This window comes from Enterobacter cloacae complex sp. I3 (assembly GCF_014896175.1).
Taxonomy (GTDB): Bacteria; Pseudomonadota; Gammaproteobacteria; order Enterobacterales; family Enterobacteriaceae; genus Enterobacter; species Enterobacter bugandensis.
In genome coordinates, this window is sequence record NZ_JADBQZ010000017.1 from 63,343 (window position 1) to 82,326 (window position 18,984).

The window sequence follows — 18,984 nt, forward strand, 5'->3', positions numbered from 1 at the left end:
CATTAATCTTCCAGTTTTGGCACCGGTGAATCGTCCGGCGTTCTGACGTGAACCTGTATAATACGTCGGCTGTCGGCCATTGCCACTTTGAACTGGTAACCGTCGATGTCAACGGTCTCACCGCGCGCCGGAAGATGGCCAAAGGCCTGCATCACCAGCCCGCCAATGGTATCGACCTCTTCATCGCTGAAGTGGGTACCGAAGGCGTCGTTGAAATCTTCAATCGAGGCCAGCGCGCGCACGGTCCAGGTGTGGCGACTAAGCTGACGGAAGTCGATATCTTCTTCTTCGTCGTACTCGTCTTCGATTTCGCCCACGATCAGCTCAAGAATATCTTCGATCGTGACAAGACCTGAGACACCGCCGAATTCATCAATAACAATCGCCATGTGGTAACGCTGAGAGCGAAACTCTTTCAGCATCCGATCCACACGTTTACTTTCCGGCACGACCACGGCCTGGCGTAACACTTTTTCCATGCTGAAGGCTTCGGCATCGCTGCGCATAAACGGCAGCAGATCTTTGGCCATCAAAATCCCTTCGATGTGATCTTTATCTTCGCTGATGACCGGGAAACGCGAGTGGGCGGATTCGATGATCACATCGAGGCACTCGTCCAGCGTCTGGTTACGTTTCAGGGTGATCATCTGCGAGCGGGGGATCATGATGTCGCGGACGCGCTGGTCGGCAATGTCCATGACCCCTTCGAGCATTTCGCGCGTATCTTCGTCGATAAGGTCGTTCTGCCCGGAATCACGAATCAGCTCCAGCAGTTCATCACGGTTTTTCGGCTCGCCGTGGAAAAGCTGGTTCAGAATGAGGGAGAAAAATCCCTTTTTACTGGTTGTCGTGTCGCTACTGTGTGAATTGTCGTCGCTCATGGCGTTTGTTAAGGGTTCTCTTGTTAGTTCAATGTTAACCGCCGCGCTATGTCCCTGCGCGGCGGCATGGTAGTCAGTAACTGACTATTCTTTCTCGGCAATGTACGGATCCTCATAGCCCAGAGCAAGCATTATCTCTGTCTCAAGGGACTCCATCTCTTCCGCTTCGTCATCTTCAATGTGGTCGTAGCCCAGCAGGTGCAGGCTGCCGTGTACCACCATATGCGCCCAGTGCGCTTCCAGCGGTTTCTGCTGCTCTTTGGCTTCCTGCTCAACCACCTGACGGCAGATGATCAGATCGCCCAGCAGCGGCATCTCAATACCCGGCGGCGCTTCGAACGGGAAAGAGAGCACGTTGGTTGGCTTATCTTTCCCGCGGTAGGTCAGGTTAAGCTCATGGCTTTCCGCTTCATCCACCAGGCGAATCGTGACTTCTGATTCTTCCTGAAACTGGGGGATTACCGCATCCAGCCATTTCTGAAACTGTGCCTCTTCTGGCATGCCGGAATTGTCTTCACATGCCAGCTGTAAATCGAGGATCACCTGACTCATTTCTGTTCTTGCTCCTGCGCTTCGCGCTTACGTTCCGCGGCCTGTTCGGCCCTGCGTTTTTGATCCGCCTCTTCCCAGGCTTCATAGGCGTTAACGATGCGCGCGACCACCGGGTGGCGAACGACGTCTTCACTGTGGAAGAAGTTAAAGCTAATTTCGTCTACCTCTGACAGCACCTCAATGGCGTGGCGCAGGCCTGATTTAGTGCTGCGCGGCAGGTCGATCTGGGTGACGTCACCGGTGATCACCGCTTTCGAGTTGAAGCCGATACGCGTCAGGAACATTTTCATCTGTTCGATGGTGGTGTTCTGGCTTTCATCGAGAATGATGAACGCATCGTTGAGCGTACGGCCGCGCATGTAGGCGAGCGGGGCCACTTCGATCACGTTACGTTCGATCAGCTTCTCCACTTTCTCGAAGCCGAGCATCTCGAACAGCGCGTCGTACAGCGGGCGCAGGTAAGGGTCGACCTTCTGGCTCAGATCGCCGGGCAGGAAGCCGAGTTTTTCACCCGCTTCAACGGCGGGGCGGGTCAGCAGGATACGACGGATCTCCTGACGCTCCAGCGCATCCACCGCAGCGGCAACCGCCAGATAGGTTTTACCTGTACCCGCGGGACCCACGCCGAAGGTGATGTCATGGTCAAGAATGTTGGCGATGTACTGCGCCTGGTTCGGCGTACGCGGCTTGATGACGCCACGCTTGGTCTTGATATTGATCGCCTTGCCGTAGTCCGGCACGCTTTCCGCGCTCTGCTCAAGCACGCGCGCCTCTTTAATGGCGAGGTGGATCTGTTCCGGCTCGATATCCTGAATTTCGCCGCGCATCGGAGCGGTATCGACATACAGGCTGCGTAGAATATCTGCTGCCGCGTTGACGCAGATAGGGCGTCCGGTGAGTTTGAAATGGTTATCGCGACGATTGATTTCGATACCCAGACGTCGCTCCAGTTGTTTGATGTTGTCATCAAACGGCCCGCACAGGCTCAGCAGGCGAGCGTTGTCTGCGGGCTCAAGGCTAATTTCACGCGTATCTATGTTCAAACTGTTCCTCTTTAAATGGTTAACTGACCCGCTGCCACACGGAGCAATAGAACGGTCATTACCGAAATTATTCACGCCACAGAATAAAGGCGCAAGCGTTGCGGTAGATATTGGGGGTGATGAGAGGAAATACAAGGCCTGCCGAAGAGGCAGGCCTGAAGGATCAAGGCTGGTAAATCCCAACGCCAGAATCGTTTTCTTTGCGGGTACGAGAAATTACGGATTCCGGTGACTCGGCAATACGCAGGCCCATTTCGTCCTCGGTGCGTACCACCTTCGCGCGCAGCGAGTTGGTCAGCACTTCGACAATTTCGACGTCCACAAATTTACCGATCATGTCCGGGGTGCCTTCGAAGTTCACCACGCGGTTGTTCTCGGTACGACCAGAGAGCTCCATGATGCTCTTGCGGGAAGTACCTTCCACCAGAATGCGCTGGACGGTGCCGAGCATACGGCGGCTCCAGGCGTTGGCCTGCTGGTTGATGCGTTCCTGAAGAATATACAGACGCTGCTTTTTCTCTTCTTCCGGCACGTCGTCAACCATGTCGGCCGCAGGCGTGCCAGGACGCGCTGAGAAGATGAAGCTGTAGCTGACGTCAAAGTTCACTTCACCGATGAGCTTCATGGTGCGCTCGAAGTCATCAGCGGTTTCGCCTGGGAAGCCGACGATAAAGTCAGAGCTAATCTGGATATCCGGGCGCGCTTCGCGCAGCTTGCGGATGGTGGATTTGTACTCCAGCACCGTATGCGGACGGCCCATCAGGTTCAGCACGCGGTCAGAGCCGCACTGAATAGGCAGGTGCAGGAAGCTCACCAGCTCTGGCGTATCGCGATAGACGTCAATGATGTCGTCGGTAAACTCCATCGGATGGCTGGTGGTAAAACGAATACGGTCGATGCCGTCAATCGCGGCTACCAGGCGCAGCAGTTCGGCAAAGCTGCCGGTGGTGCCGTCGTAGTTCTCGCCGCGCCAGGCGTTAACGTTCTGGCCCAGCAGGTTCACTTCGCGAACGCCCTGCGCGGCAAGCTGGGCAATTTCAAACAGAATGTCGTCCGCCGGGCGGCTGACCTCTTCACCGCGGGTGTAAGGCACCACGCAGTAGGTACAGTATTTGTTGCAGCCTTCCATGATCGAGACGAAGGCGGTCGGGCCATCGGCGCGCGGCTCTGGCAGACGGTCAAATTTCTCGATCTCCGGGAAGCTGACGTCAACGACCGGGCTACGGTTACCGCGAACCTGATTGATCATCTCCGGCAGGCGGTGCAGGGTCTGAGGACCAAAGACGATATCCACATACGGGGCTCTCTGGCGGATCAGCTTACCTTCCTGCGACGCGACGCAGCCACCGACGCCAATGATCAGGTCCGGATTTTTCCGTTTAAGAAGCTTCCAGCGGCCTAACACATGAAAGACTTTTTCCTGTGCTTTTTCACGAATTGAACAGGTGTTCAGCAGCAGCACATCGGCTTCTTTCGCATTTTCAGTCAGCTGGTATCCGTGGGTGGTATCCAGCAGATCGGCCATCTTGGATGAATCGTATTCGTTCATCTGACAGCCCCAGGTTTTTATATGGAGTTTTTTAGTCATCGACTTGCTCAGCTCAGGATTGCAAGCCGCGTATTGTAATGCTTTGATGGGGTTGTGACCAGTATGAAGGTTGTGTGTCTCAGGACCGCAAAAATCCGGTAAACTTAAGGGATTCTCCAATAAGGAAAATTGACCATGACACTCCAACACACCGAAGTTGCCGTTGTCGGCGGCGGTATGGTCGGCGGCGCGCTGGCGCTGGGGCTGGCGCAGCAGGGATTTGATGTAACCGTTATTGAACAGGCGGCTCCCCCGGCATTCGATCCCGCCAGCAAACCGGACGTGCGCATTTCCGCCATCAGCGCGGCGTCCGTCGATCTGCTGCGCGGCCTGGGCGTCTGGGAGGCGGTGCAGGCGATGCGCGCACACCCTTACAGCCGCCTTGAAACCTGGGAGTGGGAAAATGCCCACGTGTCGTTTGACGCCGCCGAGCTGAAGCTGCCGCGCCTGGGCTATATGGTGGAAAACAACGTGCTCCAGCTGGCGCTCTGGCAGGCGCTGGAGGCACATCCGAAGGTGACGCTGCGTATGCCTGCGTCACTTAAGGCACTGCATCCTCATGAAAGCGGCTATTTGCTGACGCTCGACAGCGGCGATGAACTGGCCGTGAAGCTGGTCGTCGGGGCCGATGGCGCTAACTCGCAGGTCAGGGAGATGGCGGGTATTGGGGTTCATGCCTGGCAATATCAGCAATCCTGCATGTTAATCACCGTTCAGTGTGAGAATGCGCCGGGCGAAAGCACCTGGCAGCACTTTACGCCGAACGGCCCGCATGCATTCTTGCCGCTGTTTGATAACTGGGCTTCGCTGGTGTGGTACGACAAACCGGCGCGCATTCGCCAGCTGCAGGGGCTGTCGATGGAGCAGTTGCAGCGCGAGATCCTGCTTCACTTCCCGCGCCGCCTTGGCAACGTGACGCCAGTCACCGCAGGTGCATTCCCGCTCACGCGCCGTCATGCTTTACAGTATGCCCGAGAAGGGCTGGCGCTGGTGGGCGATGCGGCACACACCATCCACCCGCTGGCGGGGCAGGGAGTCAACCTTGGATACCGTGACGTCGATGCGTTACTGGACGTGCTGGGCAACGCACGCGCTCACGCGGAAGCCTGGGCCAGCCATCAGGTACTGAAGCGCTACCAGACGCGCCGTATGGCGGATAACTTCATCATGCAGTCAGGGATGGATCTGTTCTATGCCGGTTTCAGCAATGACCTGGCCCCGGTGCGCATTCTGCGTAACATTGGCTTAATGGCGGCAGAGCGTGCCGGTGGGCTGAAGCGTCAGGCGCTGAAATACGCCCTCGGACTCTAATCTTAATTCCCTCTCCCGTGGGAGAGGGGTAGGGTGAGGGCATCAGGCCGCACTATTCTGAGCAACAAAAACAAAAAAGCCCGCAGAGCGGGCTTGTTTGTTTTAAGTGGCTGGGGTGCAGGGATTCGAACCCCGGAATGCTGGTATCAGAAACCAGAGCCTTACCGCTTGGCGACACCCCAATTGCGTTAAACAGACTGCTTAACGACTTTTAAATTGGCTGGGGTACCTGGATTCGAACCAGGGAATGCCGGTATCAAAAACCGGTGCCTTACCGCTTGGCGATACCCCAACAATTTTTTATTACCGAAACAAATCGATAATCTTAATTTGGTGGCTACGACGGGATTCGAACCTGTGACCCCATCATTATGAGTGATGTGCTCTAACCAACTGAGCTACGTAGCCATCTTTTTTTCGCGTTACCTTATCGGCGTTGCGGGGCGCATTATGCGTATAGACCCTTGCAGCGTCAACACCTTTTTCAACGAAAATAGCCGGAATGTGACTGTTTGGTTAGGTTGCGAACAGCGTGACCGAATATTCGGCAATTATTGGTTATTAATCGATTTTTGGTGGTGAAATGTGAGGCAAAAAAAACAGGCCCCTTAGGGGCCTGTTTGAAATCGTTGTGATTATTTGTAGGCGGACTGGTGAACGCCTACCGCACGCCCCGATGGATCGTTCATCGCCTTGAAAGATTCATCCCATTCAATGGCTTTTGCGGATGAACAGGCCACTGACGGACCGCCAGGAACACACTCGGCTGCGCTCGGCACCGGGAACAGCTCTTCAAAGATCTCACGGTAGAGGTACGCTTCTTTCGAGCCCGGCGTGTTGTACGGGAAGCGGAAGCTTGCGGTTTCCAGCTGCTGGTCAGAAATCTGCTTCGCCGCCACCTCTTTCAGGGTGTCGATCCAGCTGTAGCCAACGCCATCAGAGAACTGCTCTTTCTGACGCCATGCCACGCTCGCCGGCAGGTAAGATTCAAAACATTCACGCAGGATATGTTTTTCCATTTTGCCGTTGCCGCACATTTTATCCTGCGGGTTGATGCGCATCGCCACGTCGAGGAATTTCTTATCCAGGAACGGCACGCGCGCTTCCACGCCCCAGGCCGACATCGCTTTGTTGGCACGGGCACAGTCGAACATGTGCAGCGCCTGCAGCTTACGCACGGTCTCTTCATGCAGCTCTTTGGCGTTTGGCGCTTTATGGAAGTACAGGTAGCCGCCAAACACTTCGTCAGAACCTTCGCCGGAGAGGACCATCTTGATGCCCATCGCCTTGATCTTACGCGACATCAGGTACATCGGCGTGGAGGCGCGAATGGTGGTCACGTCATAGGTTTCAATGTGATAGATCACATCGCGGATCGCATCCAGGCCTTCCTGCACGGTGAAGTGAATTTCATGGTGCACGGTGCCGAGGTGGTTTGCCACTTCCTGCGCGGCTTTCAGATCCGGTGCCCCTTCCAGGCCCACGGCAAAGGAGTGCAGCTGCGGCCACCAGGCCTCGGAGCGCTCCTGATCTTCCACGCGACGAGCCGCGAACTTCTTGGTGATCGCGGAGATCACGGAGGAGTCCAGACCGCCGGAGAGCAGTACGCCGTAAGGCACGTCTGACATCAGGTGGCTTTTCACGGAATCTTCCAGCGCCTGACGCAGCTCGGCTTTATCCGTCACGTTGTCTTTCACCGCGTCATAGTCAAACCAGTCGCGCTGGTAGTACGGACGAATTTCACCGTCTTTGCTCCACAGATAGCTGCCCGCCGGGAACTCTTTGATGGTGCGGCAGACCGGTACCAGCGCTTTCATCTCTGAAGCAACGTAGAAGTTGCCGTGTTCATCGTGCCCCATGTACAGCGGGATAATACCGATATGGTCACGGCCAATCAGGTAAGCGTCTTTTTCGCTGTCGTACAGGGCGAAGGCAAACATGCCCTGCAGGTCGTCGAGAAACTCGGGACCTTTCTCCTGATACAGCGCCAGGATCACTTCACAGTCAGAGCCGGTCTGGAAGGCGTAGCGGTCGCCGTACTCGGCGCGCAGCGCCTGATGGTTATAAATTTCACCGTTGACAGCCAGCGCGTGCGTTTTTTTCTCGTTATACAGCGGCTGTGCACCGGCGTTGACGTCAACAATAGACAGACGTTCGTGAGCCAGAATCGCTTTGTCGCTGGCGTAAACGCCTGACCAGTCCGGGCCGCGATGGCGCATCAGGCGGGACAATTCGAGTGCTTTTTTACGCAATTCGCCCGCGTCAGTTTTAATATCCAGTACGCCAAAAATTGAACACATAACCTTCTCCGTTAACCCTGTTGCATTGTGATGTTGCTTGCTTATGAAAATGCCGCAAAAGGGGGGAGGGGCGCAAGGGTTTTACGGGCCAAAACGGAAAAAGTGCAATAGTGATTGCGGAATAGTGAAAAAAGAGTACGTCACGCATCCTTTTATTGATGATTGTGCAATGAAAAGGGTTTTTTGTTAGATGATGTTTTGTTTGTATAAGCTGAAAATGAAAAACCACGCCCTGGGACGTGGTTCAGAATCAAATAACGTCGATTTCGTCGACAGAGGGGTAAATCCAGCTTGGTCGGAAGGGCATCGTATCGATGTCATCAAGCTGCGAGACGCCAGAAAGTACCAGGATGGTTTCAAGCCCCGCCTGGAAGCCAGCCAGAATATCGGTGCGCAGGTTGTCGCCAACAATGACGGTTTCTTCTGAGTGTGCCTGCATCGTATTCAGCGCGGCGCGGATGATCCACGGGCTCGGTTTGCCGACAACAAAAGGCTTACGGCCCGAGATTTTTTCAATACCGGCGCACAGCGCGCCGCAGGCCGGATAGAAACCACGGCCGTGCGTATCCGGGTTGGTGGCAATAAAACGCGCACCATTGGCGACAAAGTAGGCTGCTTTATGCATCATCTCCCAGTTAAAGGAGCGCGTTTCACCCACGATCACAAAGTCCGGGTTCACATCGGTAATGGTAAAGCCTGCTTTATACAGCTCGTGGATCAGCGCGCCTTCACCGACCACGTAGGCTTTTTTTCCTTCCTGACGCTTCAGGAAATCCGCCGTTGCCATTGCGGAGGTATAAAACACGCTGTCCGGCACGTCGACGCCTGCGGTGGCAAAGCGGTTCGCCAGATCCTGACCGGTTTGGGAAGGGTAGTTCGTGAGTAGAACCAGTGGCATTCCTTTGTCGATGATGCGGTGAAGAAACTCCGCAGCACCCGGCACGGCAACGTTGTCGTGCATCAGCACGCCGTCGATATCACAAATTACATTCTTAATGGTCATGGACATTCCGACATCAAAAAAAGAAGGCGTTACTATAAGGTCCGATCAGGATTCCAGCAAATGCTGGAGCAGGATCCCGTTGAGCATGGCGCGCTTGACCAGCGCAAACGCGCCAATCGCCGAGCGATGGTCAAGCTTCGAACGAACCACCGGGAGGTTCTGTCGGAATGCTTTCAGCGCCTGGGTGTTGATACAGCCTTCGATGGCGGGCAGCAGCACTTTTTCCGCTTCAACAATCTCTCCGGCGATCACCACCTTCTGCGGGTTAAACAGGTTAATGGCGATGGCGATGGTTTTCCCCAGATGGCGACCTACCTGCTCGATCACCTCACAGGCCAGCGCGTCGCCTTTATTGGCGGCTTTGCAGATGGTGCCTATCTTGCAATCGTCCAGCGTGACGCGGCTTTGATAACCCTGCTCAAGCAGGTGGCGAACGCGCTGCTCGATGGCCGTGTTGGCGGCGATGGTTTCAAGGCAGCCGAAGTTGCCGCAGTGGCAGCGTTCGCCGAGCGGTTCAACCTGGATGTGGCCGATCTCGCCAACGTTACCGTTACGACCAATAAAAATACGGCCATTGGAGATAATGCCTGCGCCCGTACCGCGGTGTACGCGCACCAGAATAGAGTCTTCACAGTCCTGACTCGCACCAAAGTAGTGCTCAGCCAGCGCTAAAGAACGAATATCATGGCCGACAAAGCAGGTCACCTTAAAGCGTTTTTCCAGCGCGTCGACCAGCGCCCAGTTCTCAACCTGAATATGCGGCATGTATCGGATCACACCGCTTTCCGGGTCGACCAGGCCCGGCAGAATGACGGAGATGGCGATCAGTTCGCGGATCTTGCGCTGACAGCTTTCAATAAAGTGCGCGATAGTATTCAGCAGCGCGTGTTCCAGCGTCTCCTGGGTGCGCTCGGGCAGTGGGTAGTGCTCTTCCGCAATGGCTTTGCTGCTCAAATCGTACAGCGTGAGCGTGGTGTCATGACGACCAAGCCGGACGCCAATGGCCTGAAAGTTGCGGGTTTCGGTAATGATGGAGATGGCGCGGCGGCCCCCGGTGGAGGCCTGCTGATCGACTTCTTTGATCAAACCGCGCTCAATGAGCTGGCGGGTAATTTTTGTCACGCTGGCGGGAGCAAGCTGGCTTTGTTCGGCTATCTGGATCCGCGAGATTGGACCATGTTGGTCAATCAGGCGATAAACCGCCGCACTGTTAAGTTGTTTAACGAGATCGACATTACCGATTTGAGCTTGTCCGCCTGGTGTCATACTTTTACTTACTCAGTGACGACCTCGTTACCATTAACGATGGTCTTAATAATTTTATAATCGTGTGTGAATGCCGTCAGGTTTGCAACCATACCTGGTGCAATTCCGCCGAGCTGTTTATCCACGCCGATGGCGCGAGCCGGATAAAGGGTGGCCATACGCAGGACTTCATCAAGCGCAATCCCACAATGCTCCACCAGATTACGCACCCCTTCAATCATGGTCAAAGAGGAGCCACTCAGCGTACCGTTTTCATCCACACACAGTCCATTGCGGTAGTATATTGTTTTACCAGCAAAAATGAACTGCTCAATATTTGCACCTGCTGGCGCGGTGGCATCGGTGACCAGGCAGAGCTTGTCACCTTTCAGCCGTTTGGCGTTGCGAATGTTGGTGTAATCAACGTGCATGCCATCAGCGATAATGCCGCAGTAGACGTCTGGTTCGTCGAGAATCGCCCCGACCAGACCCGGTTCACGGCCGGTAATATACGGCATGGCGTTGTAAAGGTGGGTCGCAAAGGTAATGCCGGCACGGAAGCCCGCTTTGGCTTCTTTCAGCGTGGCGTTTGAGTGGCCTGCTGAAACCACAATCCCGGCGGCAGCCAGTTTGCTGATGACCTCAGTACCGGTCATTTCAGGCGCCAGCGTCACTTTAGCGATCACATCAGCATTGGCACACATGTAGTCGACCAGTTCAGCATCCGGCTTGCGCACGTAATCCGGGTTATGCGTGCCTTTTTTCACTATGTTCAGCCATGGCCCTTCCAGATGCAGACCCAGCGCCTGGTTCGGGTGTTTGGCCAGGTATTCGCGCATCACGCGGATACCCTGTTTCATCAGGTCATCACTGCTGGTGATGAGCGTCGGCAGATAGCTGGTGCAGCCTGATTTCTCGTTAGCTTTCTGCATGATTTCCAGCGTTTCAACCGTCACCGCCTCGGCGGTGTCATTGAACTGCACACCGCCGCAGCCGTTAAGCTGTACGTCGATGAAACCGGGGGAGATTACTGCTCCATTGAGTGAGCGCTGTTCTATCTCCGGCGGCAGTTCCGCCAGCGGGCAAACACGTTCAATCAGGCCATTGGCGATAACAATCGCATGGTCATCCAGAATTTCATGGCCGGTATAAATCCGACCGTGGGTTAAAGCGTACATATCGACCCCCGGTTAAAAAAAGCGACCGCCTCTGACAGAAGAGGCGGTTATTCAATTACAGACCTTTGATGTTCTCAGCTTCTAACTCGTTGAAGTATTTCAGCGTTTTCACCTTCAGCTCCATCGTGGACGGTTCGTCGCAGACGATGACTGATTTTGGATGCAGCTGCAGGCAGCTGATGGTCCACATGTGGTTAACGTTGCCTTCAACGGCTGCCTGGAGCGCCTGCGCTTTCACGCCGCCCAGTACCAGAATCATCACCTCTTCGGCATCCAGCAGGGTGCCTACGCCAACGGTCAGGGCGTATTTTGGAACCTGGTTCACATCACCGTCAAAGAAGCGGGAGTTTGCCACGCGGGTGTCATGGGTCAGCGTTTTAATACGGGTACGGGAAGCCAGAGAAGAAGCTGGTTCGTTGAACGCGATATGACCATCGTTGCCCACGCCACCCATGAACAGGTGGATTTTACCGTAAGAACGGATTTTTTCTTCGTACTGACGGCATTCTGCGTCAATATCAGGCGCATTTCCATTCAGCAGGTTAATATTTTCAGCTGGGATATCAACGTGATCAAAGAAATTGCGGTGCATGAAGCTATGGTAGCTTTCAGGATGCTCCTTTGGCAGGCCGACATATTCGTCCATGTTGAAGGTCACAACGTGTTTAAAGCTAACCTGGCCCGCTTTATGCATTTCAACCAGCGCTTTGTACGCGGTCAGTGGGGTACCACCCGTTGGAAGGCCAAGAACGAAGGGACGATCGGCAGTAGGCTTGAAGGCATTAATACGGTTAACGATATGGCGAGCGGCCCATTTACCGACTTGTTCAGCAGTTGCCAGGGGAATCAGTCTCATTGTTCACCTCAAAGTTTAAGTAGAAGAGTGGGCGGATGGGTATCGGAACCTGATGCTTAAGCGTAACCTGGAACCTTTCAGGCCGGATCAATCCGTCTTGATTTTTTTAATGATAAAATAAGTTTTGGCTGTTAGCCAGTGAAAGGGAGGAGGGAATACGATATTTGGTGACAATAATCACAAAAAATAGGTGTTTAATTTGCGATACGAATTAATTTTTCACACACTCAGACTGCCAGTGAATCATCAACTGTATCTATCGTTCGTGACACAATAAAAACATAGTTTATGCGCGAGTCTTAATAATGGGTCTCGTAGGGGGAATAGGATGAATATTTTAGGTTTTTTCCAGCGCCTCGGTAGGGCTTTGCAGCTCCCTATCGCCGTGCTACCGGTTGCAGCGTTGCTGCTGCGATTCGGGCAACCCGATCTTCTTAACGTGCCGTTTATTGCCCAGGCAGGCGGCGCCATTTTTGACAACCTTGCGCTGATCTTCGCCATCGGCGTGGCGTCAAGCTGGTCAAAAGACAGCGCCGGTGCTGCGGCACTGGCAGGGGCGGTAGGTTACTTCATCCTCACGAAAGCGATGGTAACCATCAACCCGGAAATCAACATGGGTGTACTGGCGGGTATCATTACCGGTCTGGTCGGTGGTGCCGTGTACAACCGCTGGGCGGGTATCAAACTGCCTGACTTCCTGAGCTTCTTCGGCGGTAAACGTTTTGTGCCAATTGCGACGGGCTTTTTCTGTCTGATCCTGGCCGCTATCTTTGGCTACGTCTGGCCGCCGGTGCAGCATGCTATCCATGCGGGCGGCGAGTGGATTGTTTCTGCGGGTGCAGTGGGCTCAGGTATCTTTGGCTTTATCAACCGTCTGCTGATCCCAACCGGTCTGCATCAGGTGCTGAACACCATCGCCTGGTTCCAGATTGGTGAGTTCACCAATGCTGCGGGCACCGTATTCCACGGCGACATCAACCGCTTCTATGCGGGTGACGGCACCGCGGGTATGTTCATGTCTGGCTTCTTCCCAATCATGATGTTTGGTCTGCCGGGCGCTGCACTGGCAATGTACCTGGCTGCGCCAAAAGCGCGTCGCCCAATGGTTGGCGGCATGCTGCTGTCCGTTGCGATTACCGCGTTCCTGACCGGTGTAACCGAGCCGCTGGAATTCCTGTTCATGTTCCTGGCGCCGGTGCTGTACCTCATGCATGCGGTGCTTACCGGTATCAGCCTGTTTGTGGCGACCCTGCTGGGCATCCATGCTGGCTTCTCCTTCTCTGCAGGCGCGATCGACTACGTGTTGATGTACAACCTGCCGGCGGCAAGCAAGAACGTCTGGATGCTGGTGGTAATGGGTCTGGTCTTCTTCGTCATCTACTTCGTGCTGTTCACTGCGGTTATTCGTATGTTTAACCTCAAAACACCAGGCCGCGAAGATACCAAAGACGAAGTGGTCACCAACGAAGCCAACAGCAATACCGAAGAGGGTCTGACTCAGCTGGCGACCAGCTATATCGCTGCCGTCGGTGGGACTGACAACCTGAAAGCGATTGATGCCTGTATCACCCGTCTGCGTCTGACGGTGGGTGACTCGGCGCGCGTAAGCGACGCAATGTGTAAACGCCTTGGTGCATCGGGCGTGGTTAAACTGAACAAACAAACTATCCAGGTTATCGTAGGCGCCAAAGCGGAATCCATTGGCGACGAAATGAAGAAAGTGGTTGCCCGTGGCCCGGTCGCGGCGGCATCAGCCGACAGCGCGCCTGCGTCGACGGCTGCGCCAGTTGCTAAGCCGCAGGCCGTGCCGAACGCCGTGACGGTGGCCGCGCTGGTCTCTCCGGTAACGGGTGACGTGGTTGACCTTGAGCAGGTGCCTGACGAAGCGTTCGCCAGCAAAGCGGTCGGTGACGGCGTGGCGGTGAAACCAACGGACAAAACCGTTGTGTCTCCGGCGGCAGGCACCATCGTGAAAATCTTCAACACCAACCACGCGTTCTGCCTCGAAACCGAAAAAGGCGCGGAGATCGTTGTCCATATGGGGATCGATACCGTAGCGCTGAACGGTCAGGGCTTTACTCGCCTGGTGGAAGAGGGGGCCGAAGTGGTGGCAGGTCAGCCGATTCTGGAAATGGATCTGGACTTCCTGAACGCCAACGCGCGCTCGATGATTAGTCCGGTCGTGTGCAGCAACATCGACGACTTTAGCGGTCTGGTACTCCAGGCGAAAGGTCAGGTGGTTGCGGGTCAGACACCGCTGTATGAGATTAAAGGCAAGTAATCGCTCCTGAGTAGAGTCATGCCTTAAGCGGCGGGGGATATCCTCCGCCGCTTTTTTTTGCAGCAAACGCCCCCATTATTTTCATCTGATACGTATTTTCCGTAACTAAGGGTTGTCACTACGTCCGGCTTATAAGATCATACGCCGTTATACGTTGTTTACGCTTTGAGGAATCCACGATGAGTGAGGCAGAAGCCCGCCCGAGTAACTTTATTCGTCAGATCATCGATGAAGATCTGGCCAGTGGTAAGCACACCACGGTACATACGCGTTTCCCGCCGGAGCCGAACGGCTACCTGCACATTGGTCACGCGAAATCGATCTGCCTGAACTTTGGCATTGCGCAAGACTACCAGGGGCAGTGCAACCTGCGTTTCGATGACACCAACCCAGTAAAAGAAGACATCGAATACGTTGAGTCCATTAAAAACGACGTGCAATGGCTGGGCTTCAACTGGTCTGGCGATATCTGCTACTCCTCTGACTATTTTGATCAGCTGTATGCCTACGCGGTGGAGCTGATCAAGAAAGGTCTGGCATACGTTGACGAGCTGTCTGCGGACGAAATCCGCGAGTATCGCGGTACGCTGACCGCACCAGGCAAAAACAGCCCGTTCCGCGATCGCAGCGTGGAAGAGAACCTGGCGCTGTTTGAAAAAATGCGTGCCGGTGGCTTCGAAGAAGGTAAAGCGTGCCTGCGTGCCAAAATCGATATGGCGTCGCCGTTTATCGTGATGCGCGATCCGGTGCTGTACCGCATTAAGTTCGCAGAACACCACCAGACCGGCAACAAGTGGTGCATCTACCCGATGTACGACTTCACCCACTGCATCAGCGATGCGCTGGAAGGCATCACCCACTCGCTGTGTACGCTGGAGTTCCAGGATAACCGTCGTCTGTACGACTGGGTGCTGGATAACATCACCATTCCTGCGCATCCGCGTCAGTACGAGTTCTCTCGTCTGAATCTGGAATACACCGTGATGTCCAAGCGTAAGCTGAACCTGCTGGTGACCGACAAGCACGTTGAAGGCTGGGATGACCCGCGCATGCCGACCATCTCCGGCCTGCGTCGTCGTGGTTACACTGCCGCTTCTATTCGTGAGTTCTGCAAACGTATCGGCGTGACCAAGCAGGACAACACCATCGAAATGGCGTCTCTGGAATCCTGCATTCGTGAAGATCTTAACGAAAACGCCCCGCGCGCGATGGCTGTTATCGATCCGGTGAAACTGGTGATTGAAAATTACCCGCAGGGTGGAAGCGAGCTGGTCTCTATGCCTAACCATCCGAATAAACCGGAAATGGGAAGCCGCGACGTGCCGTTCAGCGGTGAGATCTGGATCGACCGTGCTGACTTCCGTGAAGAAGCCAATAAGCAGTACAAGCGTCTGGTGTTGGGTAAAGAAGTTCGTCTGCGTAACGCCTACGTCATCAAAGCCGAGCGCGTAGAGAAAGATGATGAAGGTAACATTACCACCATCTTCTGTTCGTACGATGCTGAGACGCTGAGCAAAGATCCGGCAGACGGCCGCAAGGTGAAAGGCGTGATCCACTGGGTGAGCGCTTCCCACGCGCTGCCGGTAGAAATTCGTCTGTACGACCGTCTGTTTAGCGTACCTAACCCGGGTGCGGCGGAAGACTTCCTGGCGACCATCAACCCGGAATCTCTGGTGATCAAGCAAGGTTATGCGGAGCCATCGCTGAAAGCCGCTGAAGCGGGCAAAGCGTTCCAGTTCGAGCGTGAAGGTTACTTCTGCCTGGACAGCCGTTACAGCACGGCAGAAAAACCGGTATTTAACCGTACCGTAGGTCTGCGTGATACCTGGACCAAGATCGGCGAATAATAACGCTGCACTGGTCAATGAGAAACAAACGCCGCTTATAGCGGCGTTTTTTTATTTAATGATCATATCGTTAAAGTAGGCCCGTAATTAGGCCAGCTAAAATTTTTGGTCAATGCGGTGCTACTTATTTTTCTAAAAAAAGTTTGTCTGTTTCATAAAATGGAGAATAAAGACAAATACGGGTTTTATTACGATCTGATACGCTGAAATTACCGGCTCTACCCCCGCCACACCTCGCATCCGGCCAAATGTTACAAAGCACTACCAATTATGTGCACTTCGTCATAATCCTGACTTTTGCCCACTGAAAAGCATTGATAATTCGCGTCGCGAAAAATAACCTAAAGACGGTAGTTAATTCGAGGGTATTTATAACTACCCCTGGCCTTTTGGTCTTTTATATTTTCGCCGTTTAAGGCGTTTTAATTCGTCAAAGAGGAATAATCTATGCGTACGTTCAGTGGCAAACGTAGTGCGCTGGCGCTGGCTATTGCCGGTGTGACAGCAATGTCGGGCCTGGTGGTGACACCAGAGGCAAAAGCAGCAGGTTTCATCGAAGATTCTACCCTCACTGGCGGTATTTATTACTGGCAGCGTGAACGTGACCGTAAAGATGTCACAGAAGATAAATACAAAACCAACCTCTCTCACTCCACCTGGAACGCCAATCTGGACTTCCAGTCAGGCTACGCCGCCGATATGTTCGGTCTGGATATTGCCGCGTTTACGGCGATTGAAATGGCTGAAAATGGCGACAGCGGCCACCCGAACGAAATTGCTTTCTCCTCCAGCAATAAAGCCTATGACGAAGACTGGTCAGGGGATAAAAGCGGTATCAGCCTTTATAAGGCCGCAGCGAAATTCAAATACGGCCCGGTATGGGCGCGTGGGGGCTATATTCAGCCAACCGGCCAGACGCTGTTAGCGCCGCACTGGAGCTTTATGCCTGGTACCTATCAGGGGGCAGAAGCCGGGGCTAACTTTGACTATGGTGATGCAGGTGCGTTGAGCTTCTCCTATATGTGGACCAACGAGTACAAAGCGCCGTGGCACATTGAGATGGACAAGTTCTACCAGAACGATAAGAAAACCAAAGTCGATTACCTCCACTCGCTGGGCGCGAAGTACGATTTCAAAAACGATCTCGTTCTGGAAGCCGCATTTGGTCAGGCGGAAGGCTATATCGATCAGTATTTTGCTAAAGCCAGCTACAAATTTGATATCGCCGGTAGTCCGCTGAGCACCAGCTACCAGTTCTACGGTACGCGCGATAAGGTCAGCGATGGCAGCGTAAATGACATTTATAACGGTACCGCGTGGCTGCAGGCGTTAACCTTCGGCTACAAGGTCGGTCAGGTTGATTTGCGCCTGGAAGGGACATGGGTGAAGGCGGAAGGGCAGCAGGGCTACTTCCTGCAGCGTATGACGCCGACCTATGCCTCATCCAACGGTCGTCTGGATATCTGGTGGGATAACCGCTCAGACTTTAACGCCGACGGCGAGAAAGCGGTCTTCTTCGGCGCCATGTATGACCTGAAAAACTGGAACCTGCCGGGCTGGGCGGTGGGCGCTTCTTACGCTTACGCCTGGGATGCAAAACCAGCAGACATGGCGACGCCGGATGCGTACTACGATCCAAACTATCGCCTGAAAGAGTCCTCCTACAGCCTGGATGCTATCTACACCCTGCAGGAGGGCCGCGCGAAAGGCACGATGTTCAAGCTGCACTTTACGCAGTATGACAACCACTCCGATATCCCAAGCTATGCGGGCGGTTACGGCAACATCTTCCAGGATGAACGTGACGTCAAATTCATGGTTATCGCCCCATTCACCATCTTCTGATGAGCACACCGGCGGGCTGAGTCCCGCCGGTCTGGAGACTGCATATGATGAAAAAAATCGTAATCGTCGCGCTGATGGCATCAGGGCTGGTGGCGTGTGTTCAGACTCAGGCGCCGAAAGAGGACGCCCGTCTGAAGGAGGCGTACAGCGCCTGTATTAATACCGCGGAAGGATCGCCTGAGAAAATTGAAGCCTGCCAGAGCGTGCTAAATGTGTTAAAGAAAGAGAAAGCGCATGAGGCGTTCGCGACGCAGGAGAATGTTCGCGTGATGGATTATCAGGCCTGCATCCAGGCACGTAAAACCGGTAACGATCAGGAAGTGGCGAAGCGTTGCGATAAAATCTGGAACGAGATACGCAATAACAACAAATGAGTTGATCTACGCCCGGTGGCACTTTGCTTACCGGGCTTTTTTCAGGCAAAAAAAAGCCAACCTTACGGCTGGCTCAGAGTATGAACGCTAACTTATTTTGTGTCGTGAGCGTGTTCATTCTCGCGGCAATCCCCTTCAGCGCAGTGACCGTAAAGGTACAGGCTGTGGTTGGTCAGGCGAATGCCATGACGAGCTGCGATTTCACGCTGACGCGCTTCGATGGAATCATCGCTAAATTCAATGACCTTGCCGCAATCGAGGCAGATCAGGTGATCGTGGTGATGCTGCTGGGTCAGTTCGAATACAGATTTACCGCCTTCGAAATTATGACGGGTAACAATGCCCGCGTCATCAAACTGGTTCAGCACGCGATATACGGTGGCCAGCCCAATCTCTTCACCCATGTCGATAAGACGTTTATAAAGGTCTTCCGCACTGACATGGTGATTGTCTGGACCCTGAAGCACTTCCAGGATTTTTAACCGAGGAAGCGTTACTTTCAGGCCAGCCTTCTTTAATGCGGTATTGTTGTCAGTCATGCGGAATCTGTCCTGTTGCTAAACGATTCACTTCTCTGGGAAGTGACAGAAAATGCACCTGGGATAATGCGTCTCATTATAGAACTGCCATGCCTAAATGAAAACTGCAAGTCTCAGGCAAAGTATGCTTATAAAAACGTG

The 18,984-nt window shown here is 54.0% G+C and carries 15 protein-coding genes and 3 tRNA genes; 5 read left to right on the top strand and 13 right to left on the bottom strand.

Annotated elements, in window-relative coordinates:
• Window positions 1-2 precede the first annotated feature (2 nt).
• The 4 genes from corC to miaB form a co-directional block, all read right to left on the bottom strand.
• On the bottom strand, window positions 3-881 hold the full coding sequence (gene corC / locus IM271_RS14665) for a CNNM family magnesium/cobalt transport protein CorC (RefSeq protein WP_021242574.1): 879 nt from the start codon (window positions 879-881) through the stop codon (window positions 3-5).
• Window positions 882-965: 84 nt separating this feature from the next.
• The gene (gene ybeY / locus IM271_RS14670) at window positions 966-1,433 is read right to left on the bottom strand and encodes an rRNA maturation RNase YbeY (protein ID WP_003858677.1); all 468 of its coding nucleotides are present in this window, start codon (window positions 1,431-1,433) and stop codon (window positions 966-968) included.
• The gene (locus tag IM271_RS14675; protein ID WP_028012349.1) at window positions 1,430-2,476 is read right to left on the bottom strand and encodes a PhoH family protein; all 1,047 of its coding nucleotides are present in this window, start codon (window positions 2,474-2,476) and stop codon (window positions 1,430-1,432) included. Before IM271_RS14675 ends, ybeY begins: the two co-directional genes overlap by 4 nt.
• A gap of 163 nt (window positions 2,477-2,639) precedes the next feature.
• Window positions 2,640-4,064, bottom strand: a complete 1,425-nt coding sequence (miaB, locus tag IM271_RS14680) for a tRNA (N6-isopentenyl adenosine(37)-C2)-methylthiotransferase MiaB (RefSeq protein ID WP_028012350.1) — start codon at window positions 4,062-4,064, stop codon at window positions 2,640-2,642.
• Between the two features lie 135 nt (window positions 4,065-4,199).
• Between miaB and ubiF the strand changes: the two genes are divergently transcribed.
• Window positions 4,200-5,375, top strand: a complete 1,176-nt coding sequence (gene ubiF, locus IM271_RS14685; protein ID WP_126818628.1) for a 3-demethoxyubiquinol 3-hydroxylase — start codon at window positions 4,200-4,202, stop codon at window positions 5,373-5,375.
• A gap of 107 nt (window positions 5,376-5,482) precedes the next feature.
• Here ubiF and IM271_RS14690 read toward each other — a convergent pair.
• The 8 genes from IM271_RS14690 to nagB form a co-directional block, all read right to left on the bottom strand.
• A tRNA-Gln gene (locus tag IM271_RS14690) sits at window positions 5,483-5,557 on the bottom strand.
• A gap of 35 nt (window positions 5,558-5,592) precedes the next feature.
• Window positions 5,593-5,667: transfer RNA gene (locus IM271_RS14695), tRNA-Gln, on the bottom strand.
• Between the two features lie 39 nt (window positions 5,668-5,706).
• A tRNA-Met gene (locus IM271_RS14700) sits at window positions 5,707-5,783 on the bottom strand.
• A gap of 227 nt (window positions 5,784-6,010) precedes the next feature.
• Window positions 6,011-7,675, bottom strand: coding sequence for an asparagine synthase B (gene asnB / locus IM271_RS14705; RefSeq protein ID WP_014883010.1), 1,665 nt, complete (start codon window positions 7,673-7,675; stop codon window positions 6,011-6,013).
• A 250-nt stretch (window positions 7,676-7,925) separates the two neighbouring features.
• Window positions 7,926-8,678, bottom strand: coding sequence for a ribonucleotide monophosphatase NagD (gene nagD, locus IM271_RS14710; protein WP_028012353.1), 753 nt, complete (start codon window positions 8,676-8,678; stop codon window positions 7,926-7,928).
• Between the two features lie 45 nt (window positions 8,679-8,723).
• Entirely contained in the window at window positions 8,724-9,944 is a 1,221-nt protein-coding gene (locus tag IM271_RS14715; protein ID WP_028012354.1) for an N-acetylglucosamine repressor, read from the bottom strand.
• An 8-nt stretch (window positions 9,945-9,952) separates the two neighbouring features.
• The gene (gene nagA, locus IM271_RS14720) at window positions 9,953-11,101 is read right to left on the bottom strand and encodes an N-acetylglucosamine-6-phosphate deacetylase (protein ID WP_028012355.1); all 1,149 of its coding nucleotides are present in this window, start codon (window positions 11,099-11,101) and stop codon (window positions 9,953-9,955) included.
• Between the two features lie 55 nt (window positions 11,102-11,156).
• Window positions 11,157-11,957 carry a glucosamine-6-phosphate deaminase gene (gene nagB / locus IM271_RS14725; RefSeq protein ID WP_028012356.1) on the bottom strand — a complete coding sequence of 267 codons (801 nt, stop codon included), beginning with the start codon at window positions 11,955-11,957 and terminating at the stop codon, window positions 11,157-11,159.
• 328 nt (window positions 11,958-12,285) lie between these two features.
• Between nagB and nagE the strand changes: the two genes are divergently transcribed.
• From nagE to chiQ, 4 genes are all read left to right on the top strand, one after another.
• Window positions 12,286-14,238 carry a PTS N-acetyl glucosamine transporter subunit IIABC gene (gene nagE, locus IM271_RS14730; RefSeq protein WP_028012357.1) on the top strand — a complete coding sequence of 651 codons (1,953 nt, stop codon included), beginning with the start codon at window positions 12,286-12,288 and terminating at the stop codon, window positions 14,236-14,238.
• Between the two features lie 179 nt (window positions 14,239-14,417).
• Entirely contained in the window at window positions 14,418-16,085 is a 1,668-nt protein-coding gene (glnS, locus tag IM271_RS14735; RefSeq protein WP_193052790.1) for a glutamine--tRNA ligase, read from the top strand.
• A gap of 447 nt (window positions 16,086-16,532) precedes the next feature.
• On the top strand, window positions 16,533-17,930 hold the full coding sequence (chiP, locus tag IM271_RS14740; protein WP_155026404.1) for a chitoporin: 1,398 nt from the start codon (window positions 16,533-16,535) through the stop codon (window positions 17,928-17,930).
• Window positions 17,931-17,977: 47 nt separating this feature from the next.
• Window positions 17,978-18,304 (top strand): ChiQ/YbfN family lipoprotein, encoded by a 327-nt coding sequence (gene chiQ / locus IM271_RS14745; protein WP_028012360.1) that lies wholly within the window; start codon window positions 17,978-17,980, stop codon window positions 18,302-18,304.
• A 92-nt stretch (window positions 18,305-18,396) separates the two neighbouring features.
• Here the strand turns inward: chiQ and fur are convergent, their stop codons facing one another.
• The gene (gene fur, locus IM271_RS14750; RefSeq protein ID WP_028012361.1) at window positions 18,397-18,843 is read right to left on the bottom strand and encodes a ferric iron uptake transcriptional regulator; all 447 of its coding nucleotides are present in this window, start codon (window positions 18,841-18,843) and stop codon (window positions 18,397-18,399) included.
• Window positions 18,844-18,984 lie beyond the last annotated feature (141 nt).

What these genes read in the sequence shown, in the direction of transcription:
- corC (WP_021242574.1), bottom strand. Translation starts at nt 881, where the DNA reads ATGAGCGACGACAATTCACACAGTAGCGACACGACAACCAGTAAAAAG.
- ybeY (WP_003858677.1), bottom strand. Translation starts at nt 1,433, where the DNA reads ATGAGTCAGGTGATCCTCGATTTACAGCTGGCATGTGAAGACAATTCC.
- miaB (WP_028012350.1), bottom strand. Translation starts at nt 4,064, where the DNA reads ATGACTAAAAAACTCCATATAAAAACCTGGGGCTGTCAGATGAACGAA.
- ubiF (WP_126818628.1), top strand. Translation starts at nt 4,200, where the DNA reads ATGACACTCCAACACACCGAAGTTGCCGTTGTCGGCGGCGGTATGGTC.
- asnB (WP_014883010.1), bottom strand. Translation starts at nt 7,675, where the DNA reads ATGTGTTCAATTTTTGGCGTACTGGATATTAAAACTGACGCGGGCGAA.
- nagD (WP_028012353.1), bottom strand. Translation starts at nt 8,678, where the DNA reads ATGACCATTAAGAATGTAATTTGTGATATCGACGGCGTGCTGATGCAC.
- IM271_RS14715 (WP_028012354.1), bottom strand. Translation starts at nt 9,944, where the DNA reads ATGACACCAGGCGGACAAGCTCAAATCGGTAATGTCGATCTCGTTAAA.
- nagA (WP_028012355.1), bottom strand. Translation starts at nt 11,101, where the DNA reads ATGTACGCTTTAACCCACGGTCGGATTTATACCGGCCATGAAATTCTG.
- nagB (WP_028012356.1), bottom strand. Translation starts at nt 11,957, where the DNA reads ATGAGACTGATTCCCCTGGCAACTGCTGAACAAGTCGGTAAATGGGCC.
- nagE (WP_028012357.1), top strand. Translation starts at nt 12,286, where the DNA reads ATGAATATTTTAGGTTTTTTCCAGCGCCTCGGTAGGGCTTTGCAGCTC.
- glnS (WP_193052790.1), top strand. Translation starts at nt 14,418, where the DNA reads ATGAGTGAGGCAGAAGCCCGCCCGAGTAACTTTATTCGTCAGATCATC.
- chiP (WP_155026404.1), top strand. Translation starts at nt 16,533, where the DNA reads ATGCGTACGTTCAGTGGCAAACGTAGTGCGCTGGCGCTGGCTATTGCC.
- chiQ (WP_028012360.1), top strand. Translation starts at nt 17,978, where the DNA reads ATGAAAAAAATCGTAATCGTCGCGCTGATGGCATCAGGGCTGGTGGCG.
- fur (WP_028012361.1), bottom strand. Translation starts at nt 18,843, where the DNA reads ATGACTGACAACAATACCGCATTAAAGAAGGCTGGCCTGAAAGTAACG.